General features: G+C 62.0%; 28 protein-coding genes. 9 read left to right on the top strand and 19 right to left on the bottom strand.

Going from position 1 to position 26,430, the window contains the following annotated elements; genetic code table 11:
- Positions 1-27: 27 nt before the first annotated feature.
- Positions 28-396, bottom strand: coding sequence for a helix-turn-helix domain-containing protein (locus AC1D11_RS05860; protein WP_477648062.1), 369 nt, complete (start codon positions 394-396; stop codon positions 28-30).
- Between the two features lie 143 nt (positions 397-539).
- Between AC1D11_RS05860 and AC1D11_RS05855 the strand changes: the two genes are divergently transcribed.
- Positions 540-1,409 (top strand): XRE family transcriptional regulator, encoded by an 870-nt coding sequence (locus AC1D11_RS05855; protein ID WP_477648061.1) that lies wholly within the window; start codon positions 540-542, stop codon positions 1,407-1,409.
- 82 nt (positions 1,410-1,491) lie between these two features.
- The gene (locus tag AC1D11_RS05850) at positions 1,492-2,862 is read left to right on the top strand and encodes a sensor histidine kinase (RefSeq protein WP_477648060.1); all 1,371 of its coding nucleotides are present in this window, start codon (positions 1,492-1,494) and stop codon (positions 2,860-2,862) included.
- 15 nt (positions 2,863-2,877) lie between these two features.
- Here AC1D11_RS05850 and AC1D11_RS05845 read toward each other — a convergent pair whose 3' ends face one another.
- The 12 genes from AC1D11_RS05845 to AC1D11_RS05790 form a co-directional block, all read right to left on the bottom strand.
- A complete protein-coding gene (locus tag AC1D11_RS05845; protein WP_477648059.1) occupies positions 2,878-3,462 on the bottom strand; it encodes a response regulator transcription factor in 585 nt (194 codons plus the stop codon).
- A 211-nt stretch (positions 3,463-3,673) separates the two neighbouring features.
- A complete protein-coding gene (locus AC1D11_RS05840) occupies positions 3,674-4,984 on the bottom strand; it encodes a tryptophan--tRNA ligase (RefSeq protein WP_477648058.1) in 1,311 nt (436 codons plus the stop codon).
- Positions 4,981-5,655 (bottom strand): site-2 protease family protein, encoded by a 675-nt coding sequence (locus tag AC1D11_RS05835; protein WP_477648057.1) that lies wholly within the window; start codon positions 5,653-5,655, stop codon positions 4,981-4,983. The genes AC1D11_RS05840 and AC1D11_RS05835 overlap by 4 nt, the downstream gene beginning before the upstream one ends.
- Before the next feature lie 45 nt (positions 5,656-5,700).
- Entirely contained in the window at positions 5,701-6,336 is a 636-nt protein-coding gene (locus AC1D11_RS05830; protein ID WP_477648056.1) for an L-threonylcarbamoyladenylate synthase, read from the bottom strand.
- A gap of 41 nt (positions 6,337-6,377) precedes the next feature.
- Positions 6,378-7,283 carry a DMT family transporter gene (locus tag AC1D11_RS05825; RefSeq protein ID WP_477648055.1) on the bottom strand — a complete coding sequence of 302 codons (906 nt, stop codon included), beginning with the start codon at positions 7,281-7,283 and terminating at the stop codon, positions 6,378-6,380.
- Complete coding sequence (locus AC1D11_RS05820) at positions 7,283-8,143, bottom strand: 3',5'-nucleoside bisphosphate phosphatase (RefSeq protein ID WP_477648054.1); 861 nt, start codon at positions 8,141-8,143, stop codon at positions 7,283-7,285. The genes AC1D11_RS05825 and AC1D11_RS05820 overlap by 1 nt, the downstream gene beginning before the upstream one ends.
- A gap of 268 nt (positions 8,144-8,411) precedes the next feature.
- On the bottom strand, positions 8,412-9,164 hold the full coding sequence (locus AC1D11_RS05815) for an aspartate/glutamate racemase family protein (protein ID WP_477650955.1): 753 nt from the start codon (positions 9,162-9,164) through the stop codon (positions 8,412-8,414).
- A gap of 128 nt (positions 9,165-9,292) precedes the next feature.
- Positions 9,293-9,997, bottom strand: coding sequence for a GntR family transcriptional regulator (locus AC1D11_RS05810; protein WP_477648053.1), 705 nt, complete (start codon positions 9,995-9,997; stop codon positions 9,293-9,295).
- A complete protein-coding gene (locus AC1D11_RS05805) occupies positions 9,994-10,875 on the bottom strand; it encodes an ABC transporter permease (protein ID WP_477648052.1) in 882 nt (293 codons plus the stop codon). Before AC1D11_RS05805 ends, AC1D11_RS05810 begins: the two co-directional genes overlap by 4 nt.
- Positions 10,875-11,789 carry an ABC transporter permease gene (locus AC1D11_RS05800; protein WP_477648051.1) on the bottom strand — a complete coding sequence of 305 codons (915 nt, stop codon included), beginning with the start codon at positions 11,787-11,789 and terminating at the stop codon, positions 10,875-10,877. Before AC1D11_RS05800 ends, AC1D11_RS05805 begins: the two co-directional genes overlap by 1 nt.
- A gap of 144 nt (positions 11,790-11,933) precedes the next feature.
- Positions 11,934-13,229 (bottom strand): ABC transporter substrate-binding protein, encoded by a 1,296-nt coding sequence (locus AC1D11_RS05795; RefSeq protein WP_477648050.1) that lies wholly within the window; start codon positions 13,227-13,229, stop codon positions 11,934-11,936.
- Positions 13,230-13,307: 78 nt separating this feature from the next.
- Positions 13,308-14,363 (bottom strand): ABC transporter ATP-binding protein, encoded by a 1,056-nt coding sequence (locus AC1D11_RS05790; protein ID WP_477648049.1) that lies wholly within the window; start codon positions 14,361-14,363, stop codon positions 13,308-13,310.
- A gap of 273 nt (positions 14,364-14,636) precedes the next feature.
- Between AC1D11_RS05790 and AC1D11_RS05785 the strand changes: the two genes are divergently transcribed.
- The gene (locus AC1D11_RS05785) at positions 14,637-15,305 is read left to right on the top strand and encodes a glutathione S-transferase (RefSeq protein WP_477648048.1); all 669 of its coding nucleotides are present in this window, start codon (positions 14,637-14,639) and stop codon (positions 15,303-15,305) included.
- Positions 15,306-15,351: 46 nt separating this feature from the next.
- Here the strand turns inward: AC1D11_RS05785 and AC1D11_RS05780 are convergent, their stop codons facing one another.
- From AC1D11_RS05780 to AC1D11_RS05770, 3 genes are all read right to left on the bottom strand, one after another.
- Entirely contained in the window at positions 15,352-15,954 is a 603-nt protein-coding gene (locus AC1D11_RS05780; protein WP_477648069.1) for a DUF2325 domain-containing protein, read from the bottom strand.
- Positions 15,955-16,540: 586 nt separating this feature from the next.
- Positions 16,541-18,346: a single-stranded-DNA-specific exonuclease RecJ gene (recJ, locus tag AC1D11_RS05775; RefSeq protein ID WP_477648047.1), complete on the bottom strand. Its 1,806-nt coding sequence runs from the start codon at positions 18,344-18,346 to the stop codon at positions 16,541-16,543.
- Positions 18,347-18,364: 18 nt separating this feature from the next.
- Positions 18,365-19,381, bottom strand: a complete 1,017-nt coding sequence (locus tag AC1D11_RS05770) for a hypothetical protein (protein WP_477648046.1) — start codon at positions 19,379-19,381, stop codon at positions 18,365-18,367.
- Between the two features lie 128 nt (positions 19,382-19,509).
- Between AC1D11_RS05770 and AC1D11_RS05765 the strand changes: the two genes are divergently transcribed.
- Both AC1D11_RS05765 and lolD read left to right on the top strand, forming a co-directional pair.
- Positions 19,510-20,763, top strand: coding sequence for a lipoprotein-releasing ABC transporter permease subunit (locus tag AC1D11_RS05765; protein ID WP_477648045.1), 1,254 nt, complete (start codon positions 19,510-19,512; stop codon positions 20,761-20,763).
- Positions 20,756-21,490, top strand: coding sequence for a lipoprotein-releasing ABC transporter ATP-binding protein LolD (gene lolD, locus AC1D11_RS05760; protein WP_477648044.1), 735 nt, complete (start codon positions 20,756-20,758; stop codon positions 21,488-21,490). The genes AC1D11_RS05765 and lolD overlap by 8 nt, the downstream gene beginning before the upstream one ends.
- Positions 21,491-21,632: 142 nt before the next feature.
- Here lolD and AC1D11_RS05755 read toward each other — a convergent pair whose 3' ends face one another.
- Positions 21,633-22,070 (bottom strand): hypothetical protein, encoded by a 438-nt coding sequence (locus AC1D11_RS05755; protein ID WP_477648043.1) that lies wholly within the window; start codon positions 22,068-22,070, stop codon positions 21,633-21,635.
- A 452-nt stretch (positions 22,071-22,522) separates the two neighbouring features.
- On the opposite strand from AC1D11_RS05755, the gene AC1D11_RS05750 reads away from it, so the two are divergent.
- Genes AC1D11_RS05750 through AC1D11_RS05735 form a run of 4 tightly spaced genes read left to right on the top strand, consistent with a single transcriptional unit; the run spans position 22,523 to position 25,456 of the window.
- A complete protein-coding gene (locus AC1D11_RS05750) occupies positions 22,523-22,798 on the top strand; it encodes a DnaJ domain-containing protein (RefSeq protein ID WP_477648042.1) in 276 nt (91 codons plus the stop codon).
- A 45-nt stretch (positions 22,799-22,843) separates the two neighbouring features.
- Complete coding sequence (locus AC1D11_RS05745) at positions 22,844-23,437, top strand: hypothetical protein (protein WP_477648041.1); 594 nt, start codon at positions 22,844-22,846, stop codon at positions 23,435-23,437.
- A gap of 34 nt (positions 23,438-23,471) precedes the next feature.
- Positions 23,472-24,230, top strand: coding sequence for a hypothetical protein (locus tag AC1D11_RS05740; RefSeq protein ID WP_477650953.1), 759 nt, complete (start codon positions 23,472-23,474; stop codon positions 24,228-24,230).
- A gap of 14 nt (positions 24,231-24,244) precedes the next feature.
- A complete protein-coding gene (locus AC1D11_RS05735; protein ID WP_477648039.1) occupies positions 24,245-25,456 on the top strand; it encodes a hypothetical protein in 1,212 nt (403 codons plus the stop codon).
- A gap of 61 nt (positions 25,457-25,517) precedes the next feature.
- Here the strand turns inward: AC1D11_RS05735 and AC1D11_RS05730 are convergent, their stop codons facing one another.
- Together AC1D11_RS05730 and AC1D11_RS05725 are read right to left on the bottom strand one after the other, a co-directional pair.
- A complete protein-coding gene (locus AC1D11_RS05730) occupies positions 25,518-25,916 on the bottom strand; it encodes a hypothetical protein (protein WP_477650952.1) in 399 nt (132 codons plus the stop codon).
- A gap of 2 nt (positions 25,917-25,918) precedes the next feature.
- Positions 25,919-26,371 (bottom strand): hypothetical protein, encoded by a 453-nt coding sequence (locus AC1D11_RS05725; RefSeq protein ID WP_477648037.1) that lies wholly within the window; start codon positions 26,369-26,371, stop codon positions 25,919-25,921.
- Between the last annotated feature and the right edge of the window lie 59 nt (positions 26,372-26,430).

The following is a 26,430-nucleotide window of genomic DNA, read 5'->3' as shown; positions in this document are numbered from 1 at the left end:
GATGTCGCTCAGGCGCTCTGATGTCGTTTACGGTTGGGAGCACGGAGGCCCATCCGTGAGAGCATTGTTGGCGGTCAGCTCATGTGCCAGTTTGCGCTGAACCTGATTGCGCTGGTGCGGCATGGTGACCGTGATCTTGCGCGTCTGCTGAAAGGCCAGTGCCCGGCTGGCGGGATTGAGGTAGCGCGACGGCCAGAGATCCTCGGGCCTTTTGTCGAGGGCGCGTGCCACGAGCTGCTCGGCCGCCAGCCAGGGGCTGGTCAGCACGCGTTGTATGTGGCTGTAACCGTTTTCCATGGCAATTTTTCGAAGACTGGTACCGCGTTTGCGGAGGGCAGCAATGACATCGGCGGGGTGCATATCTTCCTGTGCGGGTGTCGATTTAATTGTGCTCATATCTAATATTTTGAGCACAAAACAGGCCAAGTCAAACGGTTTTTTCTGCTTGTTTCAATTTGTGCTACTTTTATTGTATTTTTTACTAATTAAATGAGTGTTATGTTTGCTCATTTTGTGGTTGGGGGAACAAAATAGTGTTCATGAACACAAAAGAAACAGCATCGGGGGCGGGGGGTTCTGGCTCATCTGGCAAGCTCCAGCACTATTCCTTTGCCGCCGTAACGCCGGTCAAGGCGGAAGAGCCCGTTGCGTGGTACCTGCATGAGGCCGCAGCAGCCGTCGACAAGGCGAGTGCCAGGTCAGTGCGAACCGAAGCCAGGTCGGTTTTCATGCGCCAGTTTGGCCAGCGTTGCCGCATGGCCCGGGGCACAAGGGAAATCAATGAGGTTGCGGCCACGGTCGGGGTTCACCGCAACACCATCTGGAACATAGAGCGTGGCGACAGCCTGCCGGATGCGTTCGAGCTGGAAGTACTCGCCAGGGAATACCGGTTGACGCCTGGGCAGCTACTGGGCCGGGAAGCTCCGGACGAAAGCCGGGCTGCTGTGGCAGTGGCGCGCGACGTGCGCGCGGTCGAGGCCGGCACGTTCGTCTATGCGCCCCTGTTTGACCTCCGCGCTTCGCCGGGCCGGGACGTATTCAACGACCTTGGCTCGGTTGTGGCGATGCGTCCCTTTGATGTGCAGTTCATCCGGTATGACCTGGGCATTGACCATAACGATATTGTCATGTCCACGGTGGCGGGTGCCTCCATGGAGCCGTGGCTGCATTCCAGGGACGCAGTACTGACTGACTTGCGGGATCGCGATGCCCTGACAGAGGGCGTGCACATGGTGCGGCTTGACGGGGCCTTGCTGATCAAAAAACTGCAGCGCCTGCCCGGCAAGATATTGCGCGTCAGCAGCTACAACCCGGCGTATGAACCGTTTGACATCCAGGGCTACGAAAGTACGGACCGGGATTTTGCCGTGCTTGGCCGTGTGCGCTGGGCCGGCGTGACTTTTAACTGAGCGTAAGTCCCTAGACCGCAACGCAAAAAGCGTATGCCGCAGATGGCATCGCGGCCCCGGATGCGACGTAAACTCGCTTTCCATGGACCACCCCACAGCGATCCGGCCTATCCAGGGCGCGCCAGATATCTCGCGCGAGGAGTGGGTGGAAATGCGGCTGATCCATATCTTCATGCGGTATGCCCGGCCGGCCCTGCATTCCGCGCTGGTGCTGATCGTGTCCATGGTGGCGATTCTTTACCGCCATGTAGACCTGCTCAACCTGGGCATCTGGGCAACGGCAGCGACGCTGGTGACCCTGGTGCGGTACCGCGTCATCGGCATCTACCAGCGTTCCCTGGTGGGCGTCAGCGGCCCTGCGTTGCGCGCATTCATGGCGCGCTACACGTGGACGTGGGCCATGAGCGCCATGGTCTGGGGCGCGTCGATGTTTGTGTACTTCCTCAAAGCGCCCGTGTATGACCAGTTCCTCGGGATGATCGTCCTGGTCGGGATGGCCGGGTTTGCGGTGGGCACCTTTTCCTCCTGGCCCCCCTGCTTCAAGGGCTATGTAAACGGCCTGGGCGTTTCCACCCTGACGGTATTTTTCTACCAGCTGATGCTGGAAAGAGGAATTTCTTCCACGTTCAATACCTGGGGCATGGTGGTGTTGATCGTGATTTACTGGGTGGTCATTCGCGTGTCGGGCCAGCGCTTTCACCAGGTGCAGCGTGCCAACCTCGAACTGCAGTACGACAACTCCGAACTGATCCGATCGTTGACTGAAAAAAGCCGTGCCGCTCTTGAGGCCATCGAGATCAAGAACCGCTTTATTGCCAGCGCCGCGCATGATTTGCGCCAGCCGGTGCATGCCCTGGACCTGTACGCCGGCTGGCTGGCTGCCGAGCCTGAATTCGTGGCGCAGATAGCACCCAAGATCGTCCGGTCGACGAAGGCAGTCAACGACCTGTTCAACTCCCTCTTCGACCTGGCGGGGCTGGAGTCCAGCCCACTGCGGGTCAACCTGCAGGCCGTAGACCTGGCGGGGCTGGTGCAGGATCTGGAGGCGCAATACGCACCCTTCGCGCGGGAGCGCAACCTGCGCCTCAGAATCCGCCCTGCGGTGGGACAGGTAAGGTCCGACCCCGTGCTGCTTCAGCGGCTGGTCGGTAACCTGTTGTCGAACGCGCTGCGCAACACGCATCGCGGAGGTGTGCTGCTGGCTGTGCGCCGGCGCCGCGGGGTGCCATGCATCGAGATATGGGACACCGGTGTGGGCATCGCGAAAGAACACCAGAAGGCGATCTTTCAGGAGTTCTACCGGATTCCGCTGCAGGGTACCGAAGAAGGATTTGGGTTGGGCCTGGCCATCGTCTCGCGCCTGAGCGAGGCGCTGGGGCATCCTGTGCGGCTTGCCTCCAGGAGCGGGCGTGGCAGTGTCTTCTGGGTGGAGTTACGCGCGCCGGGCCAGTGACCCGGCCCGGTGTTGTTAAAGCAAGCCCTGGGTACGCGCCAGGTGGCTGGCCTGTGAGCGGCTCTTGACATTCAGGCGCCTGAACAGCCGCCACAAATGCACTTTCACCGTGTGCTCACTGATCTGCAGCTCTTCGGCGATGTCGCGGTTGCTCATGCCCTTGTCGAGCATGACCAGCAACTGCTTTTGCCGCTTTGACAGCTTTTCCGTCGGGGTGGATGGCTCCGGGTCGAGTTCTTCGCTCAGGAAGACGCGCAGGACGTTCGATATCTCGGTAGCCCCCGCAGACTTCTGGATGTAGGCATCGGCACCTGCCTCAATGGACAAGTCCTCGTAGTCCTGGGCCGGCGCAGCCGACAGCACCACCAGGGGCACGTTGGGGAATTGGTGTTTGAGCTCACGCACGCCAGAAACACCATTGGTGTCAGGCAACCTCAAGTCGAGGCAGATGAGTTCGGGGACCCCGTGTTGCTGCACGGCAGGCGTTACCGCGGCGAGCCGGTCCAGCTCGGTCACAGTGGCCTTGCTGCTAAGGCGGCGAATCAACATGACAACCGCTTCGCGCATCAGCGGATGGTCATCTATTACAAAAATACTCATTAGTTCACGTCTGAAGTATCGTTCCTGTCAGCTATCGAGCATAACTGGTGAATGTCAACTTTGGGGCACTAATAAACTTGAAATTGCGGTATTTTTTCAGGGTGGTAATACCCCAAAACAACAATGAATAAGTCTTTCGTACCAATGTGATTCTGTTGAGGGCCGCCGCGTACGGCCAAAGCCTCTGGCCCAAATTGCTTAATCCCGCAACTCAGGGGGTTACAGGTGCAAAGAAACGTAGCGCCATTTCCACCTCGGCTGCCTCGATACCGGGCAAGATTTGAAGCTTATCTTGCAGTGCAGCAAGCGCGCCGGCTCCTTCGTTCTGCAGGGTGGAAATCAGCAGCGCGGCTTCACGGGGAGATTCAAAGCCCTGGCTCTGCAAAAGCACCTTGGCATCAGCGTCCTGCAGCTTGAAATAGAACTGGCCGTCCTTCTCGCGGTATTGTTTGAAGGCCGGAGCAACACTTTTGACTGACTTCCCTTTCGACGCGCCCGCCGGTTTTGTCGCGAGGTTGCGCAAGCCAACGGCGCGACGCAACTCGCCCATGAAAGGCGTGGCCTCCGCGCGCGCCTTCTGCGCACCCGCCTGCAAGGTCGCCTCGATCTTTGCCGGGTCGCTGATGAGGTCGTGGTATCGCTCACGCATGGGCGCGACTTCGCGGTCAATGCGCTCGAACAGCAGCTGTTTGGCATCGCCCCAGGCAATGCCTTCGGCATAGGCCTTGCGCAGAGCCTGCGTTTCGTCCGCGCTCGCAAAGGCCTGGTAAATCTGGAACAGCGCCGAGCCTTCGACTTCCTTGGGTTCGCCCGGTGCGCGTGAGTCGGTGAGGATGCCGGCGATCAGCTTGCGCATCTGCTCGCGCGGGGTAAAAAGCGGAATCGTGTTGTCGTAGCTCTTGCTCATCTTGCGTCCGTCCAGCCCGGGGAGCAGCGCGACGGACTCTTCAATCACCGCTTCGGGCAGCACCAGGTGCTCACCGTACAGGTGGTTGTAGCGCTGGGCCATGTCGCGCGCCATTTCGATGTGCTGGATCTGGTCACGCCCCACCGGCACCTTGTGCGTCTTGAACATCAAAATGTCCGCGCCCATGAGCACCGGGTACATGAAGAGGCCGGCAGTAACGTCGGCATCAGGGTCGTTGCCGGCAGCCTCGTTCTTGTCGACCGAGGCCTTGTAGGCATGGGCACGGTTGAGCACGCCCTTGCCCGTCACGCAGGTCAGCAACCAGGTGAGTTCGGGGATTTCCGGGATGTCGGACTGGCGATAGAACGTGACGCGCTCCGGGTCCAGCCCTGCGGCGAGCCAGCTCGCTGCGATCTCGAGTGTGGACTGCTGGATGCGCGCGGGCTCGTCGCATTTGATCAGTGCGTGGTAGTCGGCCAGAAAGTAAAAACTGCGCACATCGTCGCGAAAGCTGGCCTGGACCGATGGCCGGATCGAGCCGACATAGTTGCCCAGGTGGGGCGTACCGGTGGTCGTGATGCCGGTGAGGAAGCGGGTGGGGGACGGTGTACTCATGACAATCTTGGGGGCAATGAAATGGGGAGGTTGATCAGATCCAGCAAGCTGTATCCCAGCACCACCAGTGGCCAGAGCCAGTAAGCGCTGACGATGCCAAGGAGAACGAGCCCCATGACGATGAAAAACCCCCATGGTTCGAGGCGCGCGACAAACTGAGCCTGCTTCCAGGGCAGCAGGCCCACCAGTATGCGGCCGCCATCAAGCGGAGGCAAAGGAAAAAGATTGAAGGCCCACATCACGAGATTGACCAGTACGCCGGCCTGGCACATGACCAGGAAGAACGGCTCCTGGACACCGGCGTTGACCAGTACTGCATACAACACGGCCCAAAGTACGACCTGTATGAAGTTGGCGGCGGGACCCGCAAGTGCCACCCAGATCATGTCGCGTTTGGGTTTGCGCAAATTTCCGAAATTTACGGGTACCGGTTTTGCGTAGCCGAACAGAAAGGTGCCTGAGGTGGCGAAATACAGCAGCAGCGGCATGACGATGGTACCGAGGGGGTCGATGTGCTTTACGGGGTTCAGCGTGACACGGCCCAGCATCCAGGCGGTGTTGTCACCGAAATAGCGGGCCACATACCCATGCGCAGCTTCGTGCACGGTAATGGCGAACAGCACGGGCAAGGCGTAGATGGCTACGGTTTGAATCAGGTTGGCGATATCCATGCCGGGATTGTCTCAGACCGCCCGGCGCCGCCAGGGCAATGTCACCTAAAGGCCCAGCGCGGCCAGCTCACCCCGTCCCTGCCGCACCACGACAGGCTCGCCGCCGTCGCCCATCGCCGTCAGGTCGATCACGGTGGTCGGCTCCTGGTGGCAGGCGCCTGCGTCGATCACGGCAGCCAGTTCATGCTCCAGCAGCTCGCGGATTTCGTGCGCGTCGTTCAACGGCTCGGTACCGTCCCGGGGGATCAGCGTGGTGGCCAGCAGCGGCGCGCCATGCAGCTCCAGCAGCGCCTGCAGCACCTTGTGTTCGGGCACGCGCAGTCCTATGGTCTTGCGCGACGGATGGCTCACGCGGCGCGGCACTTCCTTGCTGGCTTCGAGGATGAAGGTGTAGGGCCCCGGCGTGGCGGCCTTGAGCAAGCGGAACTGCTTGTTGTCGACGCGCGCGTAGTTGGCCAGCTCGCTGAGGTCGCGGCAGAGCAGGGTCAGGTGATGCTTGTCGTCGACGCCGCGAATGCGGCGCAGGCTGTCGGCCGCGGCCTTGTCGTCGAGATGGCATACCAGCGCATAACTGGAGTCGGTCGGCACGGCCGCAATGCCGCCGCGCTCCAGCAGCGCCACCGCCTGTTTGAGCAGGCGCGTGTGCGGGTTCTCGGGGTGAACTTCAAAAAACTGCGACATGGTGACTCAGGTGGCTTAGATGTTGTCCGGGTATACCGAATTCAAGACTCAACCGGTTCAATGGCGACCCGGCTGTCGCGCACGGCCAGCCACGCGCCTGTGGCTCCGCAGATGGCGATCATGGCCATGCCAAACATCGACCAAAAATCAGGCACATGTGAAAACGCCAGCCAGCCGCCGAGCATGGCAAAGCCGATCTGGGCATACAGAAACGGCGTGAGGGTCGACGCCGGCGCGCGGCCGTACGCCAGGATCATCATGAAATGTCCCACCGTTCCCAGGAAGCCCATCAGGCAAAGGCCGGCCCATAGCGTCCAGGCGTCCAGCCAGGTCCAGACAAAGGGCAGAGCCAGCGAAGCCACCAGCGTGCCGACCCAGCCGGTATAAAAGTGCATGGTGAAGGGGTCTTCGGTGCGCGCCAGCCGGCTGGTCAGGATCTGGAACCAGGCGTTGGTGACCACAAGCCCCAGCGGCAGCAGCATGGCCCAGGTGAAGTCGTCGCCGTCGGGGCGGATGATGATCAGCGTGCCGGCAAATCCGCCGATGACCAGTGCCCAGCGTAACCACGACACCCGCTCTCCCAGTGTGAGGGATGCCAGCAGCGTGATGACCAGTGGCGTGATCATGACGATGGCCGTGAACTCACCGACCGGCATGTGCTTCAGGCTGAAAAACGCGAGCATGCTGCTGCACAGCAACAGCACACCGCGCAGGCACTGGAATTTCGGGTGTGCCGTGCGCAGCACAGACCAGCCGCGCGACGGCAGTACAGCGACGGTGGTGGCAACGGCCTGGAAGGCGTAGCGAAACCACAGGGCCATCAACAGCGGCACACCGGCGGAAATGAATTTGGTGGTGGTGTCCAGAATCGCGAAGCAGGCCACTGCGGCTACCAAAAGCGCAATGCCGGTCGGAACGTGCGAGGTGTTGTTCGCGGGGCCGGCCATCACTGGATGCGGTCCGCCAGCAGCTCCCACACCGGTGTCAGTTCGCCCGGCAGAAAGGGCAGGGTGCCCAGGTCGGTGTGGCTTTCGTCGGGGCTGTGGAAGTCGCTGCCGCGCGAGGCGGCCAGGCCGAACTCTTTGGCCGTTTCGGCGTACCTGAGGTATTCCTGCGGCGTGTGGCTACCGGTGACAACCTCCACGCCGCGCCCGCCATGGGACTTGAACTCGGTGAACAAGGCGTATTCCTCGTTGGGGGTGAACTTGTAGCGGCCCGGGTGCGCAATCACGGCAATGCCCTTGGCTTCGGTGATCCAGGTGACGGCGTCGCGCAGGTTGGCCCAGCGGTGCGGCACATAGCCGGGCTTGCCTTCGGTCAGGTATTTGCGAAAGACCTCAGGCGTTTCGCGGCACACGCCGGACTCCACCAGGAAACGGGCAAAGTGCGTGCGTGAAATGAGCTCGGGGTTGCCGACAAACTTCAGCGCGCCTTCGTAAGCCCCCATGATGCCGACCTTGGCCAGCGAGTCCGACATCTCCATGGCGCGCTGTTCACGGCCGCCGCGCGTATTGCGCAGGCCTTGTTGCATCGCAGGGTCGTTGGCGTCGAAACCCAGGCCAACGATGTGGACCGTTTGCCCCGCGAAGGTGACGGACACCTCGGTGCCCGTGAGGTAGTGCATCCCCTGCGCTTTGGCGGCGGCGGCGGCGCGGTGCTGGCCACCTATTTCGTCGTGGTCTGTCAGGGCCCAGAGTTCGACCCCGTTGGCCTTGGCCCGTTCAGCCAGTGCCTCCGGTGTCAGCGTGCCGTCTGACACCACAGAGTGGCAGTGCAGGTCGGCATTCAGGATGTTTTTGGGAGTCACTGAGCCATTTTAGGCTTTGCGGGGTATTGGTGCAGGCTGGGCGCAATCTCCCTGACCTCAGAAGGCTCGCTGTGCGCCGGCATGCGGTGCCCTTGCACCTAGGACGATTTTGATGAGTTTCAGGTCGCAACCCCAATGATGACGGGCGCAAGCAGCTATATATTTGATAGCGATTGCTGGCTGGCATGGTATGCGCCCTTATGCTTCACGGCGGCCGGATGCTATTAAATATATAGCTGCTTGCGCCCGTTTTAATTGGGCTGCAGCCTTACAGCCCCAAAGCCGTAAGCTCCGGCGAGAGTTTTTCCCACGGCACATCAAAGCCCGGCTGGCTGCGCTGCGGTGGCGGCGCATGGCTGCGCAGGGCCCAGTGGGCGCCGGCCAGCACGCTGTCGATCAGCGGCACGCTCACCCCGGGTTGCAGGGCCGCGGCCATTCCCGCCAGGCCTGCACCCCCCAGAATGACGGCCTGCGCGCCCAGCTGGCGCACCGCGTCGCGGCAGGCCTGGGCGAGCAGGGTGCGCGCGGCGGCAGGGTCGGCCGCAAGCTGTGCCCCGGTCGGTGCAACGGTGTGGATGCCGGCCAGCGCAGGCGCATGGCCGAGCGCCTGGGCCAGCCGCTGAAGCATCGGGCCCCAGCGTTCACCCCCGGTGACGATGGCAAAACGGCCGTGGCGTGCCGCCTCGATGAACGCCGCTTCGGCCAGGCCGGTCACCGGCACCGGGCTGCTTTCGCGCAGCGCCAGCAAGCCAGGATCGCCAAAGCAGCCGATCAGCACCGCATCAGGCGTTTCAGGTGCGCCACCCGTCTCACCTGTGCCGGCCAGCGCCGCGGCCCAGGCGTCCAGCGTGGCGTGGGAGGCGACCGCGTAGCTGGCTTCGTCCGAGATATAAGGCGCACCGAAACGCGCGGTGACGGTGCGTACCTGCACGTGCAGCCCGGCGGCGGCTTGCACGTGGGTTTGCAGCAAGGCGCTGACCGAAACAGACGTATTGGGATTGATCACCAGCAGCCGGCGCATGATTAAAAATTCACCCCTGTCCAGGCTCACTGCGTGTAGCCTGTTCTCCCCTCAAGGGGACGGCGCCTGGGGCCGGCAAAGCCGGGCCCTCGGCCCCCGCTGGTGAAATACCTCCTCTGGTGGCCATATCAGCTGAACAGCGTAGACAGATCAGGCGCGTCGTCTGCGGGCGGTGTGAACTGCAGCTGTGACTCCAGCCGCGTCAGGTGCTCGCGCATGTGGCGCGCGGCTTCCTGGACGTCGCGCAGGCGAATCGCGTCCAGCAGCTTGCGGTGCTCGCGGCAGCCGCAGGCGGCGGCTTCGTCGCGGCTGTCCTTGTGGGACGTGCTGTAGGTCATCAGGATCAGCGACGTGCGCGAGGTGAGTTCGCGCAGGATGCGGCCCAGCGTCTGGTGGCCGGCCCGCTCGGCGATCTGCAGGTGAAAGTCGCCCGACAGGCGGATCGCGCGGTGCATGTCGCCGGCCAGGCGCGCGGCTTCTTCGTCGTCGATGCAGCGTTTGAGCTGCTGCATGTCGGCCTCGCTCGCCTTGGCAATGAAGAGCTCCACCAGCGTGGGTTCAATCAGCCGGCGCACTTCAAAAACTTCGCGCGCCTCCTGCTCGGTAGGCTGGGCCACAGTGGCGCCGCGGTTGGGGATAAGGGTGACGACCTGCTCATTGGCCAGGCGCACCAGCACCGGGCGTATGCGCGTGCGCGACACGCCGAAGGCACCGGCCAGCTTGTCTTCGACCAGCTTGGTGCCCGGCGGCAGGCGGTGGTCCAGGATGGCCGAGATCACGCGCTCATACATTTCGCTATCGGTCAGGGGAGTGGCTGTCGTTGCCTCGGTCATCGGGTGCCTTTCTTTTGCCGGCGGCCCAGCCACCAGGCCAGGCCCAGGGCCAGGGCCATGACCAGCAACGACACCACAGTGGTGACGGTACCCAGAGCATAAATGGACGGCGTGGTGACGGTGGTGGTCAGTCCCTGCAGCTCCAGCGGCAGGGTGTTCACGTCGCCGATGGCCTGCGAGGTGCGGGCGATCTCGTCCCAGCTCAGGGTAAAACCAAACATGCCAATGCCCACCACCGACGGTGCAATCAACGGCAGCACCACATGCCGGAAGCCCTGCCACGGCGTGGCGCCCAGGTCGCGCGCGGCTTCTTCGTAAGCCGGATTGAAGCGATTGAAAATCGCGAACATGATCAAAAGGCCAAAGGGCAGCGTCCAGGTCAGGTGCGCGCCCAGCGCCGACGTGAAGAGCCCCAGCGAGGTGCCGTAGCCTTCCAGTGCATCGGCCATGCCGAAAGCCTCCAGCGCTTTCTTGACGCCGGTGTCGAGCAGGCGGAACTCCAGGCCAATACCCAGCGACACGATGATCGACGGCATGATCAGGCTTGCCACCACCACAAAAAACAGCGTGTTGCCGCCCGCGAGTTTCTTGCGAAAAGCCAGGCCGGCCAGCACCGAGAGCACCACCGTGAAAGCCATCACGGCCAGGCCCAGGCCCAGCGAGCGCTTGAGCGCCGCGCCGATGTCCACCACGCCCAGCCCTTCGGCCAGCTTGTAAAACCAGTGCAGCGACACACCGCGCAGCGGAAACGTCAGCCCGCCTTCAGGCCCCTGAAAGCTCAGCACCACGATGACAAACATCGGGCCATAAAGGAACAGCACAAACAGCGCAAAAAATGCGGCCAGGAACCAGAAGCCGGCGGTGCGTTTGTCTTGCATCACAGTTCCTTTCGGATGTCGACCAGGCGGGTCAGCGCCCAGATGATCATCAGCACAATCGCCAGCAAAATCACCGCGTTGGCCGCCGCCAGCGGAAACTGCAGGTAAGACGTCTGCACCTGGATGATCTTGCCGATGGACGCGATCTGCTGGCCGCCCATGACGCCGATGGTCACGAAGTCGCCCATCACGATGGTGATGACGAAGATGGAGCCGATGATGATGCCCGTGCGCGACAGCGGCACGATGACATTCCACAGCGTTTGCCAGGCCGAGGCGCCGCTGTCGTTGGCCGCTTCGATCAGGCTGCGGTCTATGCGCATCATTGAATTGAAGATCGGCACGATCATGAACATGGTGTAGAGGTGCACAAACGCCAGCACCACCGAAAAGTCCGAAAACAGCAGCCACTCCACAGGCTGGTTCACGATGCCCAGGCCGGCCAGGCTCTGGTTGACCAGGCCATTGCGGCCCAGCAGCGGCACCCACGAGATCATGCGGATCACATTGGACGTCCAGAACGGTATCGTGCACAGCACAAACAGCAGCGTTTGCACGCTTTGCGAGCGCACATAAAAAGCCAGAAAGTACGACACCGAAAACCCCGTCACCAACGTGATCAGCCAGACCAGGAAACTGAACTTGAAGGTCGACAAATAGGTCTTGAAGGTGACACACATCTCCGACGTGTTGCCGCAACCTTCAAAGACGGCAAAGTAGTTTTTCAGCGTAAAGCCCGGCAGCAACTCATACTCATTGAAGTCCCAAAAGCTGACCATCAACACCAGCGCCAGCGGAACCAGAAAGAACACCACAAACACCGCCGTCAACGGCGTAGCCTGCCACCAGGCGGCCAGCGCACGCCCCGGCGCTTGCGCTGGGTTGGAATGGGCGGTGATTGCAGGTGCGCTCATAAATATCCAAAAATAAAAAAGAGCTAGGGCGAGCGAAGCGAAGCCTGTTCCAGGACACCGCGGAACCGGCTTCGCCGGGCCGCTGGTGTCGCCCCCTGCAAGGGGGGAGGACGCTACACGAAGTGAGCGTCAACGGGGGTGTGCCTACGCAGCGACGAACTCATTCCATTTCTGCACCATGTAATTGTTCTCATCCATCACCGCATTCCAGCAGGCGATGCCGCCCATGCGGGCTTCATAGCTGCCGCCGTCGCGCACCGCGCCGGTCTTGGCCAGCACATCGCCATTGGGGCTCTTGATGTCCTGCGAGGCCGGCTTGCCTTCCATCCAGTAGGCCCACTCATACGCTTCCATCTTGGCCTTGGCGGTTTCCAGCACGGCGCTGTAATAGCCCTGGCGGTTCAGGTAAGCGCCGGCCCAGCCGTCGAGGAACCAGTTGATGAACTCATAGGCGCCGTCCAGCTTCTTGCCCGACAGCGTGGCGGGCAGGCCAAAGCCGGCAGCCCAGGCGCGATACCCTTCTTTGAGCGGCTGGAAGTTGCAGGCGATGCCCTTGGTGCGCACGGCCGTCACGGCGGGGCTCCACATCGACTGGATCACCACTTCGCCCGAGGCCATCAGGTTGACCGACTCATTGAAGTCTTTCCACAGCGCGCGGAACTGGCCGGCCTTCTTGGCTTCGATCAGGGTGGCAATCGTCAGGTCGATCTCCTTCTTGGTCATGTTGCCTTTGTCCGGGTACTTGTAGATGCCCTTGGCCTCGACCACCATGGCCGCGTCCATGATGCCGATCGACGGAATGTTCAGGATGGCCGCCTTGCCCTTGAACTCGGGGTTCAGCAGCTCGGCCCACGAGCTGATCGGGCGCTTGATCAAATCGGGGCGAATGCCCAGCGTGTCGGCGTTGTACACCGTGGGAATGAGCGACATGAACTGCGTCGGGCTCTTGGCGAATACCTTGCTTTTTTCGCCTTCCAGGTAAATCACCTTCTTGGGCGCGGTGCCCTGGTCGCCCACGGCCTTGCCGGCTACGGTGCCGGTGGTGAACAGCGTGGTGATCTTGTCGGCGTTCTTGATGCGCTTGGTGTCAATGCCTTTCAGGTTGCCGGTGGGTACGATTTTTTTCAGCGAAAAGTACTCGGTGTCGATCAGGTCAAAGCTGTTGGGCGCGGTCACGGCGCGTTTGGTCACGTCGTCGGTGGTCACTGCCACATATTGAATCGTGATGCCGGTGTCGGCCTTGAATTTTTCGGCGATGGCCTTGTCCTGATTCACCGCGGTGCCCAGGTAACGCAGCACGATTTTTTCCTGCGCGTGCACGGCCGGGAACAGGCCCGTAGCCAGAATGCCCGCCGTGCCCTTGAGCAAAGCGCGGCGCGGCACGCCGCCCGCGGTGGTGTCGATGGCGGTGTCTTTTTGATCAGGAAGAGCGTCGGACATGGTGAAAAACTCCTGGTGGCTTGGGTGGAAATCTTCTTGCGAAGGGACGGGTGGAAAAACTCTGTATCTCTGTGCTTGTCAGGCAGGAACTGCGGCCTGCAGCGTGTGCGCCGCCTCGGGCGCCCATGACAGTTGCACGCTGTCACCCGGCGCATAGGGCCGGGCCGCAAACGCTGCTTCCGGCACCATCACCGACAACTCGGCTGTGCTGTGGGCCGTAGGTGAAACGCCCGGGTTTTGCAGGCCCAGCAGCACGTAAGGGCCCTGGTATTCGACATCGGTGACCACAGCGCGCCGGTTGTGCGGCGCGTCGGGCGCGGCCTGGCCGGCCGGGGTGATCTGCATGTGGTCGGTGCGCACGCCGATCTTGCCGGTGGGGGTGTCGAGCACGTTGTGCCCGCCCATGAAGCGCGCCACAAATTCACTCGCGGGGCGGTTGTAGATTTCGTGCGGTGAACCGACCTGTTCGATCAGCCCGTGGTTCATCACCACCATGGTGTCGGCCAGTGCCATGGCTTCTTCCTGCGAGTGGGTGACGTGGATAAAGGTCAGCCCCAGTTCTTTTTGCCAGCGCCGCAGCTCGGCGCGCATCTGGATGCGCAGGAAAGGGTCCAGCGCCGACAGCGGCTCATCGAGCAGCAGCACCCGCGGCTGCGTGATCAGCGCGCGTGCCAGCGCCACACGCTGCTGCTGCCCGCCCGAAAGTTCAGCCGGCTTGCGCTCCGCCAGGTGGCCCATCGCCACGCGCTCCAGCAAGTCTTTGGCCTGCTGGCGGCGCGCCGCCTTGTCCACGCCTTTCATCTTCAGGCTGAAGGCCACGTTGTCGAGCGCCGAAAGATGCGGAAACAGCGCAAAGCTCTGGAACATCATGGCCGTGCCGCGGCCGGCGGCGGGCAGGTCGGTGATGTTGCGGTTTTCCAGCAGGATGTCGCCGCTGGTGACGGACTCGTGGCCCGCCATCATGCGCAGCGTCGTGCTTTTGCCGCAGCCCGAAGGCCCGAGCAGGCAGCAATAACTGCCGCTGGCAATGCGCAGGTTGATGCCGTCAACCGCCGGCTTGTCTTGCTGCGCGTACCGTTTGGTCAGCGCAATGGCTTCAATGGCGGCGGGGGGCGGGCTGGCAAGAGCGTTCATGCCAACCCTCTTTGCAAGGCTTGTGCCAGCTTTGTATGCGATTTATACCTGGATTGTGTACAAAATGCATGATTCTGGTGCCGAGGAAGCCGTGCCCGCCTGCCATGCTGGTGCATGCTGTAACCAGAAGTTCCTGAAACTTCTGGCCGTCAGGTTTGGGAGCCCACCATGAGGTGCCACCTGCCCTTTTCAGGTTTTCTTCCTGTCGCCGCCGGAGCTTGAAGCCAGCAGTCGATGGCCTACCATCAGCGCTTCCGTTTTATGGAGCCGCCCTTGATCACCCTGCACCACCTCAACAATTCCCGCTCGCAACGCATCCTCTGGCTGATGGAAGAGATGGGCCTGCCTTATGAAATCCAGCGCTACCAGCGCGACCCCAAAACCATGCTGGCGCCGCCTTCACTGCGCGCGGTGCATCCGCTGGGAAAGTCACCGGTGATCACCGACGGCGAGTTCACGCTCGCCGAGTCGGGCGCCATCATTGAATACCTGGTGGCGCGCTACGGCGCCGGCCGCCTGGCGCCCGAGGCCGGCACGCCGGCGCACCTGCGCTACACCTACTGGCTGCACTACGCCGAAGGCTCGGCCATGCCGCCGCTGCTCCTCAAGCTGGTGTTCGACAAGGTAGAGAACTCGCCGATGCCGTTTTTTGTCAAGCCGATTGCCCGCGCCATCGCCGGCAAGGTCAAGAAGACCTTTATCGAGCCGCAACTGCGGCAGCACCTGGATTACCTGGAAATGTCATTGGGCCAGAGCGACTGGTTTGCCGGCGCCGAGTTCAGCGGCGCAGACATCCAGATGAGCTTTCCGCTAGAGGCGGCAGCTGCGCGCGGCGGGCTGAACGAGAGCCGGCCCCGGCTGATGGATTTCCTGGCGCGTATCCATGCCCGGCCCGCCTACCAGCGTGCCATTGCGCGCGGTGGCGAGTTTGCGTTGCAGTGATATCGGCAAGATTTGCTATTAAATAAATAGCTGCTCGTGCTGATTCCTAAAGGGCTGGGGCCGTTTTTGGCTTGATATTTTCTGCTTCCGGGGTGATTCGCAAACCCGGCGCATGCCTGCTGCGCACAAACTGCATGGCCTGCGGCTGACCCACGAGCACACACTGCTTGCCGGTGCGCCGGCAGTGGTCCTGCACGCGCCAGTAGGCGTCGTGGCTCACGCAACCGGTCTGGCAGATCACCAGGTCGGCGGCGACCAGGCTGGCCTCCAGTGCGGCTGCGTCCTGCAGGTCGTCGCCCGCATGGTGCAAAAAGTGCCCGCCAGCCATTTCAACAACGCGCCGGGCTGCGGTGGTTCCGGCGCCCTGTTCGCCCACGCACAGCACCGACTTTTCATGCAGGGCGGCTGTGGCTTGCGAAGCTGACAAAGCCGCCGTCAGCGTTGCCGGCGCCACCGCGTTCTTTTGCCGGCCCAGGCGCTCCCGCACCAAACCCTGCAAATCATGAACACGGCCCATTAGCCAATCCACCCGGCGCGCCAGCGTCAGCCGTTTGGGAAGGCCGGGGATCGCCGCCTCCACGGCCTGGCGGTCTTCACGCTCCCAGGCCAGCGCCGTCTCCCGCACCATGGCTGCTGCGCGCAGGCGCAGCGTCAGGGATTGCAGGCGCGCGATTTCCGCAGCCTGCGCGGCAATCACGGTGCTGCAGCGCTTCTGGATCTCGCCGTACTGGGCGAGCAAAGCGCGGTGTTCGCGGTCAAGCCCGGGCAGAGCGTTACAGGGTCCTTGCATGTCGGGTCTCCAGAAGATGAAGGTGCCCCACTCCACAACCGGCGATCCGCAGCCGAAGGAAGAGGGGAAACCCATCTTAAATGAGAATTGCTCTCATTTGGAGTAAAGATTGAAGCCCGATTTGCTATGAATTCAGGAGCTGCTCGCGCACGTTCCTGTTGGCCAGAGCCCCGATTTCTTGAAATTTCAGCGAAAACCGAAGTAAGACAGGACGGCGCCGATGATGACAACAAGGCCGACGATATAAATGATGGTGTTCATGGATGCCTCAGGGGTGGTAGGCGGCGCACCGGGTTGGGCACCTTTGCGTCATCATTCCCATCGCGTCGGCAGTCAGCTGTAGGTGGCTCCACCCGGCAGCCGTCGGACAAGCGCTACAGCGTGAAGGCCTGGAGGTCTGGGCGGCAGAAGGTGCATCGGCTGCCAAGCGAGCGCAGCGCTCCGCCTAAAGCTCCGCGCCTTCCACCAGAAACCGCACCCGTTTCACGCCCTGCCACTCGTCCGCATCCAGCCTGAAGGCCAGCTTGACCCGCGCGGGCAGCGATTCGGTATGGCCAAACCAGATGCCGTCGACCGGCTGGCCCTGGTGCTTGAGCTTGAGCGCCAGGTGCTTTTCACCCACCAGCCGCTGAGACACGACTTCCACCACTTCGCTGAAAGTCGGCGCCGCAAAACCCTGGCCCCAGACCTCTTTGTGCAGCGTGTCGACCACGTCGGTACGGCGGTATTCGGCCGGAAGCGGGCCGTCGGTGTCCATGCGGCGCGTCAGCGTGGCGGCATCCAGCCATTCGTGCGCCACCTGCTGCAGCGCACTTTCAAACACTTCAAAGTGCTCTTCGGCAATGGTGCAGCCGGCCGCCATGGCGTGGCCGCCAAAGCGCAGCAGCACGCCGGGGTGGCGCTTGGCGACCAAATCGAGCGCATCGCGCAGATGAAACCCGGGAATCGAACGGCCCGAGCCCTTGAGCTCGTGCTCCTTGCCGTCGGCCTGGCTGGCGGCAAACACGAACGTCGGGCGGTGCAGCTTGTCTTTGACGCGTGAGGCGACGATGCCGACCACGCCTTCATGGAACTCCGGGTCGAAGATGGCAATCGCCGGCGGCGGCTCCTCGTCTTCGTCAATCATCGCGTCGGCCGCCAGTTGCGCCTGCTCGCGCATGCCGGCTTCAATGTCGCGGCGTTCGCGGTTGATGCCGTCCAGCATTTGCGCCAGCTCATCGCCGCGCGCCGCGTCGTCGGTCAGCAGGCATTCAATGCCCAGCGTCATGTCGCTGAGCCGGCCCGCCGCATTGATGCGTGGGCCCAGCGCAAACGCAAAGTCAAACGTGGTGGCCACGGGCGCCTGCCGGCCCGCTGCCTTGAACAAACTGGCAAGGCCTGCGGGCAAATGGCCCGTGCGTATGCGCTTGAGGCCCTGCGCCACCAGCCGGCGGTTGTTGGCATCCAGCTTCACCACGTCGGCGACGGTGCCGAGCGCGACGAGCGGCAGCAGCGTATCAAGCTTCGGCTGGGGATTGGCCCCCACGCTTGCCACTGCGTGTGCTGCGCTGCCCCCCGAGGGGGCTGTCCCGCCTAGGGGCGGCCCGGCGGCGGGACCCGCGTCAAACACACCGCGCGCGCGCAACTCGGCCCGCAGCGCCAGCAGCACATAAAACATCACACCCACGCCGGCAATCGATTTGCTTTCAAACGTGCAGCCAGGCTGGTTTGGGTTGACGATCACGTCGGCCTCGGGCAGCACCACTTCGCCGTCTTTCAGCGCAGGCAGGTGGTGGTCTGTCACCAGCACCTGCATGCCCAGGGCGCGCGCACGCGCCACGCCGTCGATGCTGGCGATGCCGTTGTCTACCGTCACCAGCACGTCTGCGCCAGCGGCCTTCACCCGCTCGGCAATGGGCGGCGTGAGGCCGTAGCCGTCGGTGACGCGGTCGGGCACCAGGTAGCTGACATGCTGCGCACCCAGCAGCTTGAGGCCACGCAGCGCCACGGCGCAGGCGGTCGCGCCGTCACAGTCGTAGTCGGCCACCACGCAGATCTTTTTGCCGGCCGCCATCGCGTCGGCCAGCAGGCGCGCCGCCTCGGCAGCGCCGTGCAGTGAAGCGGGTGGCAGCAGCCGGGCCAGGCCGTCGTCCAGCTCGTCGGCCGCATTCACGCCGCGCGCGGCGTACAACTGCGCCAGCAGCGGGTGAATGCCGGCTTGCTGCAGCGCCCAGACGCTGCGCGGGGGCACATCGCGTACCTGTATTTTCATGTGTGTCTACTATCTTTTTTATAGCTGCTCGCGCCCGTACCATAAGGGCTGCGGCATCAAAAGGCTTGAAATTTTGGCCAAAAAACCCGTTTTTTGTGTCTCAAACGTCTGCCAGCCGCGCTCGCCGCACAGCGTCAGCCGCACGGTCTCGCCCGCGCGCTGGCGGGCCAGCAGCTGCGCGATGTCGCCCGCATCCAGCGCAGCCCAGGCCTGGGCATAGGCTTGCCAGTCGTCGGCAAAAACCGCTTGCGCCAGGCTGCGCGGCACGGTCGGCGTTTGGCTGGTGGGCACGTGCCCGGCAGGCAGGGCGCCGGTGCCGCTCAGCCAGAAAGAATTGACCGGTGGCTGGCGGCGCTCGGCGCGTTCATCGTTCAACGAGTGGGTGTACAGCAGCATCTGCATTTCGTTCTGCAGCAATTTCATCTTCCGGGCTATACCCTGAGCGTCGTCCTTGTTCTGCTTGGGCAGCCACGGGTCCACGTTGCGGCCTAGTACTCTATCTAGTGAGGCCGTGGGCAGGTTCCGAAACACCTCGCCCTCAGCCAGCCAGCGCGACGGCCCCAAGGCAGGCACGTAGTGAATCGTGATGCCGTCGCCATCAAAGTAAGGTTGCATGGCCGCCAGCAAGGTGCGGGATTCGGCTTCAGTCAGGCCCAGTGCAGCCGGGTCAGTCAGCGTGGCGTGTTCGCGGCCCATGGCCCAGTGGCAGGGCGTTACCCAGGCCCAGGCCTTGTCGGTGCCAGCCTGCAGGTACTGCGCCGCATCCTGCGCCGCCCAGGGAATCAACCCGTCGGGCGTGTCCGCAGTGGCAAGGCCCAGCGCCTGGCCCAGGGCTCGCTCGTGCGGCGGCGACAGCGTGTGTGCATCTGCCGTATCAGTGTGTACTGACTTCATGCCTTTGAGCAATTGGCTCAGGTTGTGCGTGCTTTGCGCCGGCAGCGCCTTCATGGTGGGCAGCCAGGCCTCTGCACTGCAGGCCGCAAAGGGAAGCAGCAGCTGCGGCCCTGTGAAATGAGTGGGGGAATTGGCTGACATGGGGCTATTGTCCGGGATGCCACAATTGGCGTTCAAATTTGGGCGCTCAATTTGGGCGCTTAAATCGCACCCTATAAGAATCCGTTCGAGCTGGTCACCCGTGGCCCGCAACGACTACCAGGTTGAGTATGCAAATTCCTTATGAGCTGATCGTGGGCTGGCGCTACACCCGCGCCGGCCGTGCCACCCGGCGCAACGGCTTTATCTCTTTTATTTCAGGCGTGTCCATGCTGGGCATTGCGCTCGGTGTGGCCGCGCTCATCATCGTGCTCAGCGTGATGAACGGCTTCCAGAAAGAAGTGCGCGACCGCATGCTGGGCGTGATCTCGCACATCGAGGTGTTCGCCCCCAACGGCGCTGCCCTGCTGAACCCGCAAAAAACACTGGCTGAAATCAAGGCCAACCCGCAAGTCACCGGCGCCGCCACCTTCATCGCCGCGCAGGCTTTGCTGGCGCGCGGCGAAGACATGAAAGGCACCGTCGTGCGCGGCATAGACCCGGCACTCGAAGGCCAGGTCACCGACCTCGCCGTAACGTCTGGCCCCACGCTGGCCAAGCTGGTGCCCGGTAGCTTCGGCGTGGTGCTGGGCGGCGAGCTGGCCCGCGCCATGGGTGTGCGTGAGGGCGACAGCGTCACCCTGATTGCGCCCAGCGGCCAGGTCACCCCGGCGGGCGTGGTGCCGCGCTTAAAGCAAATGACGGTGGTCGGCACCTTTGACTCCGGCCATTTTGAATACGACTCGGCCCTGGTCATGATGCACCAGGACGACGCCGCGCGGATCTTCCGCCTCGAAGGCCCCACCGGCATCCGCATCAAGCTCAAAGACCTGCATCAGGCGCGCGAAGTCGCGTTTGAGCTGTCACGCAGCCTGAGCGGCGATTTGCTGATTCGCGACTGGACGCGCCAGAACAAAACCTGGTTTGCCGCCGTACAGCTCGAAAAACGCATGATGTTCATCATCCTCACGCTCATCGTGGCGGTGGCGGCCTTCAACCTCGTCAGCACGCTGGTGATGACAGTGACCGACAAGCGCGCCGACATCGCTATCTTGCGCACCCTGGGCGCCAGCCCCAAAAGCATCATGAAAATTTTTATGGTGCAAGGCGCACTGGTCGGCGTCATCGGCACACTCTCGGGCCTGATTCTGGGCCTGGGCATAGCCTTCAACATCGACGTCATCGTGCCGGCGATTGAGCGCGCGCTCAATGCCAGCTTTTTGCCCAAAGACATTTACCTCATCAGCCGCATGCCGAGTGAGCCGCAATACGCCGACATCATGCCGATCGTCGTCATCTCCCTGGTGCTGTCTTTCCTGGCCACCATCTACCCCAGCTGGCGCGCCAGCCGCGTGAACCCCGCGGAGGCCCTCCGTTATGAGTGAACTCAAAAACGACATGACGAATACGCTGCAAAGCACCAACGCGAACGGCGAAGTAGTGCTCAAAGCCAACGGCCTCACCAAGCGCTTCCACGAAGGCCTGATCGACCTGACCGTACTCCACGGCGTAGACCTGCAGGTCCACGCCGGCGAAACGCTGGCCATCGTCGGCGCCTCAGGCTCCGGCAAGAGCACGCTGCTGCACCTGATGGGTGGCCTGGACGCCCCCACCAGCGGGCAAGTCGAACTCAAGGGCCAGACGCTATCGTCGTTGTCCCCCCAACAACAAGGCGACCTGCGCAACAAGCATCTGGGCTTTGTTTACCAGTTCCACCACCTGCTTCCCGAGTTCAGCGCGCTCGATAACGTCGCCATGCCGCTGTGGATTCGCCGCGAATCGCCCGCGGAATGCGCAAGGGTTGCGACGAAGATGCTGGCGGCTGTGGGCCTGCAAGATCGTATCCACCACCGCCCTGCAGAACTCTCGGGCGGTGAACGCCAGCGCGTCGCGATTGCGCGTGCGCTCGTCACGCAACCCGCATGCGTGCTGGCCGATGAACCGACCGGTAACCTGGATCGATCAACCGCCGACGGCGTGTTTGAGTTGATGCTGCAACTGGCACGCGATTTCGGCACGGCCTTTGTGCTGGTCACGCACGATGAAACGCTAGCTTCGCGATGTGGGCGGCGATTCAGGTTGGTATCGGGGCGCCTGTCGGAGTGGGAATGATCGGCTGCGCTAATAAGCTTTAGGTGCTTGTCATGCCAGGTGACCATGTACCGTCGCATCAGGGCGGTGGCGCAGGTAGTTACTGGCGCCTTCGTTGAGTTCGAACCCGAAATGATTCACTGCTGGCGGCCAGGCTGCGAGATTACTGCGGCAAAAACCCCGCTTTAGCCAGCTCCAAAACAATGCGGTCGGTGAATATCTGGGCGGTTTGCTCTGCAGTCGTGTGCTCGACCCAGCTACCATCCGAAATTCTCGCAATCCAGGGTTGCTTTGTTCGGTCACTAGCTTGAACACTGACTTCTAACTGGATGCGCGGCGTGGTATTCGTCTCGCCCCACCCAGATGTCGGCCTTAGAGAAATAATGACGTCCGATCCCGGGGCAACGCCCTTTTTCTGCAAAGCGCTTGCAAGTTGAGTAGGGACATGGTTCTCAACCGCCTTTGTTATTTGCTCAATGCGATCCGTGGCGATCTTCAAAGCCGCTTGTTGAGTTTGGCCTCGATAAACTTTATAAGAAATGCTCATTTCAGCGGGTCTGCCAAACACGATCTTGGCACTCTTCATGCGCTCGTTGATCACGGGATTTTTGTCTACGTATAACGTAGGCGGCGCGCAGCTTGCAAGGCAGAAGCTGGCTAAAAGAATGGCACATTTGATTTTAGAACGCACATCATCTCCCAATTTAGTCGTTGTTTGTAGCGCGGAATCTCGCTGCAATATACACAAATCAGTGAACGGCTAAGCTCGACTGTCTGCTATCAATCAGCCAGCCATTTGTGCACTAGCATGTCGCACAATCCGGGCCGAAGGTCTCTTCTCGCACCACCGCCATCCCAGGCCGCACCTGCGGCCCGACCTGCGGGCGGAAAATACCAAACAAGGCCATTTGCCGGCCGCCAGCCTGAATGGCACCGAACGGGCATAATCCTTGATCCCTCCGCCGCGCGCGCAGGCGCATCCACCTCATCTCGTGAGTCTTTCAACATGCCGTGCAGCTCCCTGCCTGCGGTCCAGGACACAGCCACTTTTGCATGACTGATCACTACACCGCCCTCGGGCTGGACAGCGCCGCAACGCTGGCCGATGTCAAAAAAGCCTTTCGCCAGAAGGCCTCCTTCTGGCACCCAGACAAAAATCCCAACCCCGAGGCGCCCGAGCGATTCCGGGCGGTGCAGCAGGCGTATGAGGTGCTGTCGGATGCGGACAAGCGCCAGGCCTATGACGACAACCGCCGCCGCAACCTGCTCGACAGCCCGATAGACACGGCGCGTGCCATCTGGGCCGATTATTTCAACCCGCTACTGTGACCCTGGCTGACCAAAAAAAGAACACCCCATGAAAAACCCGGCAGCATGAGCGTCTCCCCCTATTTCCTCGACCTGCGCTCGGCCTACCAGTCCGAGATGGATGACCTGCGATTCGACTCTGAGGGGCGCGACGTGCTGCACCAGCGCCTGGCCGGCAAACGCCAGGAGATGGCTTTTCTGGTCCAGATGATGGACACCAGCCCCGAGATGGTGGCGGTGGTGTTTCACCAGGGTTTTAACTTCACGGGGAAAACCGTGATGGAACACCTGCTCACCCACGATAGCCACGACGCCGATGGCTTTCCGGCCTGGGCCAGCCTGGCGGATGGCTTTGTGCTGGCGCCCTGGGCCCAGGACCTGGCGCACATCGTTCTGCAGGCGCCCGGCGGGGAGAAATTCCTGACGCTGACGGCGGGGCTGGAATACATGGCGGGTCTGCCGGTGGCCGCGTCCACCGTGAGCGCCGAAGCAGATGGTGACGGCGACGATGACGGCGACGAAGACAGTGATGAGAGCGGCGACGGCGCCTTGGTGATGTTTGAGGGCGATGACGATCGTGAGCAAAGCGCCGATGCCCGGGCACGCCACGAGGCAGGTTCCGACTGGCTGGTCCAGCAGGGCTTTGACGCCAAAGACTGACGCAAGCAAGCATGACCTGGAAGGTAAAACACTGATGACAACACATCTCGCCCTGATTGAAAAAACCCAAAGCCTGATTGCGGCCGGCGACATCGTCGGCGCCGAGGCTGCACTGGTCGGGCTGGCCGATGCCGAAGGTGATGCAGCGCTGATGGTGGTGCTGGAGCAGTTGCCGCCCAAGGACGTCCTGGCCGTCATTCGCGAATACGACAATTCCCGGGAGTCGGTGGTCAGCCTGCTGGTCACGCCCGCGCAGTTTGCCCGCGCCGTGGTGATTGAAAAGCTCTACAAGGACCTGACCCGCACGCACCTGCGCGGCATGGTCAATGCGGTGATCTTCCGGGAAGACGCGGACCCGCTGGAATTTCTCACTGCGATTGGTGACCTGGACGGCGGCAGCGAAGCCCTCGCCGATTATTTTTCTGACCAGTGGAGCCGTGTCGAGGCCTTTGCGCGCAGTGGCAGCTTTGAGCTGGCCGACGAGTACGGCAAGATGTTGTCCCAGTCCGCGCTGCTGGCCTCGGCATACGAGAGACCGCGTGTACAGCTGGATGAAATCGCCGACCAGGACTGGATGCAACTCGCCTGGCTGCTGCGTTACGAACTGCCGGACCTGTTCATTGAAATGCTGATGGTGCTGCGTGCCAAGGGCAGTGCCCACAAGGCGGCCTCTGATGAGGATGAAGAGAACGAGGACGATGCGCGGGACGACGGCAAGGTCGAGACCGGCGACACCGATCGCGGCAAGGCCACGCCTACGGCACGCGAGTCCGATGAGGAATCGGCGATCTGAACTTGCAAACACCCATGTCCTCGCCTTCCGTCATCTCGCTCTACGATACGCGCGCTTTTTTTGAAAAGGCGCTGCAGTACGGCGTGCAGCACGGCATCATCGATGCCGAAAAAATCGAAGCCATGCGGGTCGAAGGCCCCAAAGGCATGGTGCAGATCGCGCGTTATTTCGGCAATGAATATTTGCGCCCGGACCTTGAAAAAGCCCGTGACCGCATGGTCAACCTGATCAGCCTGTACCTTGAACATTCCTGTGAGGGTGACCTCCACCAGGCGGCTGAATCACTGCGCGATTTCTCGCTGCTGTCTCGCTCCAAGGGCGGCTCGGACATGCTCAAGGACCTGATCGCCATGCCGCAAAACAGCCACTTCGGCATGAATGAAAGCGGCGGCTTCACCGACGAGCACATTCCGCTGCTGGCCAAATGGTCGCTGCGCAACCTGGCCGACTACCAGGCCGAACTTGCCAGGCGCAGCCAGGTGGCGCAGGTGGTGGATGCTGCCGTCTGGCTTGCCGGCGAGCTGGGCATGGATGCCGCCGAACTCGATGATGCGGGTGCGGATGCCGAAGCGGTGATTCGCACCGCCTTGCTGGTGCTGGCGACGGGCCGCACCGAGATGCCCGACTGGGTCGCGTTCGAGAAGATGATTGCTGCCTTGCGCAAAAAGCACGGGGCTGCTCCCATTGCGTTACCGCTCGCCGTTCCGAAAAAGCTGCCTGCCCACCTGCAGGATGTGGTGGAGGCAGTGCGGCAGTCCGTGATGGCCGACGCGCCAAAAATACTCGATCCGGCCTTGCCGCCGCGCCAGCTGTTTGACCGCAGCCCGGCCTTCATGGGCCGGTATTTCTGGGTGGAAGACGGCCTGAACGAGGTCGATCACCATGACCGTCAGGCTTCCGCTGTGTGGAGCAAGGTGACCGGCGGCAATGCGGACGATGGTTCGCTGTTGACCCTGTTTTTGTGCGTGGCCGCCGGTTCCGCACCCAAGACCCTGCTGACCGGGAAAAGCGCCGCAACCCTGCTGCGCAAGATCCGCAAATCCGGTTTCAAGCCCGAGCTGGCCCACCAGTACATCGTGGACCACGCGCCGGTGCAGCACCAGGACGCCTACGCCAGCTTGTGGGATGACTTTGTGGAAGAGGCGCAGGCCGCGCTGCAAAGCGATGCCGTCCATGCGCTACACGACGCGCTGGCCCTGCTGCGGCGGGAATGCCACGTGCAATAGGCGGTTTGTGCCTGCGATGATGGGAACGCGGGTTTTATATGTTTCCTTCGTGCCGCGAGGCTTAGCGGACTTTGACCAGCCTGATCTCCTTGGCGTGGCGTGAATTCACGACTTTCAAGCGCAGCTGTTGCTTGTTGGAGTCAGCGAAGGTTGCGACGAACTCTTCAGGTGGGCCCGGGGTAACGCCCTGCACATCTGCAAGCACCAGGTTTCCTTTCGAGATGCTCCACCGCTTCTGGAAGTCAGACGACTTGTAGTACTTGACCAGGCTGCCATCGGCATTAATCAGCAGCGACTTGACGCCCTGCAACTCGTGATTCTCGGTAGAGTTTTCAACCTCCCAGCGCCCCAATAAATCGCCTGATGCGGCCGCTTCAGTGCTTGAGGACGCGGTGGCAAACCCGGTGCCAACGAACGTCGCGAAGCTGATGTGCAAAAAGTACCGTTTAGAGCATTTCATATCTATCTTTTATTTGGTGGCCGACGTTTGCCCAGCAAGGACAGGAGTGCAAAAAAAGCCAGAGGCGTAAGAGCGAGCGCAGCGAGCCTGAGGTTCATGATTTGGAGCTTGGGCTGCGTCGCCCCGGAGCGTTGGCGTTCCAGTTGCAATCTGGCACGCTGCTCCAGAGAGACGCACGACGTTGCCTGTTCGCCCGGATAAAACATGGAGATAGGCGCTTGAGCCTTGCGATCCCACCAAACAACGATCGGCAGTTGCAACGAAGGATGAAAAGCCTGAAGGTCCGGCTCAATCGATGGAAGGAGCTGGTTCAACAGCAACGGACATGGCCTTGAGAGTGCGTCCTGAAAGGTAGGCGCTTTTAGATAGGTATGTAACGTGAGCACAAAAACTATTACAGCCCAGGCCACCGATGCGATGAGGCCAGCGCCGAGAAGTCGAGATCCATGTTTCAACGTGTTGTCTCCGGCAGTATGGGGAAATGTGCACCGCGCAATTTTTCTGCGGGTGAATC

This window comes from Polaromonas sp. P1_E11 (assembly GCF_056405995.1).
The sequence above is the reverse complement of the archived record's forward strand: the minus strand, read 5'-3'. Positions and strand labels throughout refer to the sequence as shown.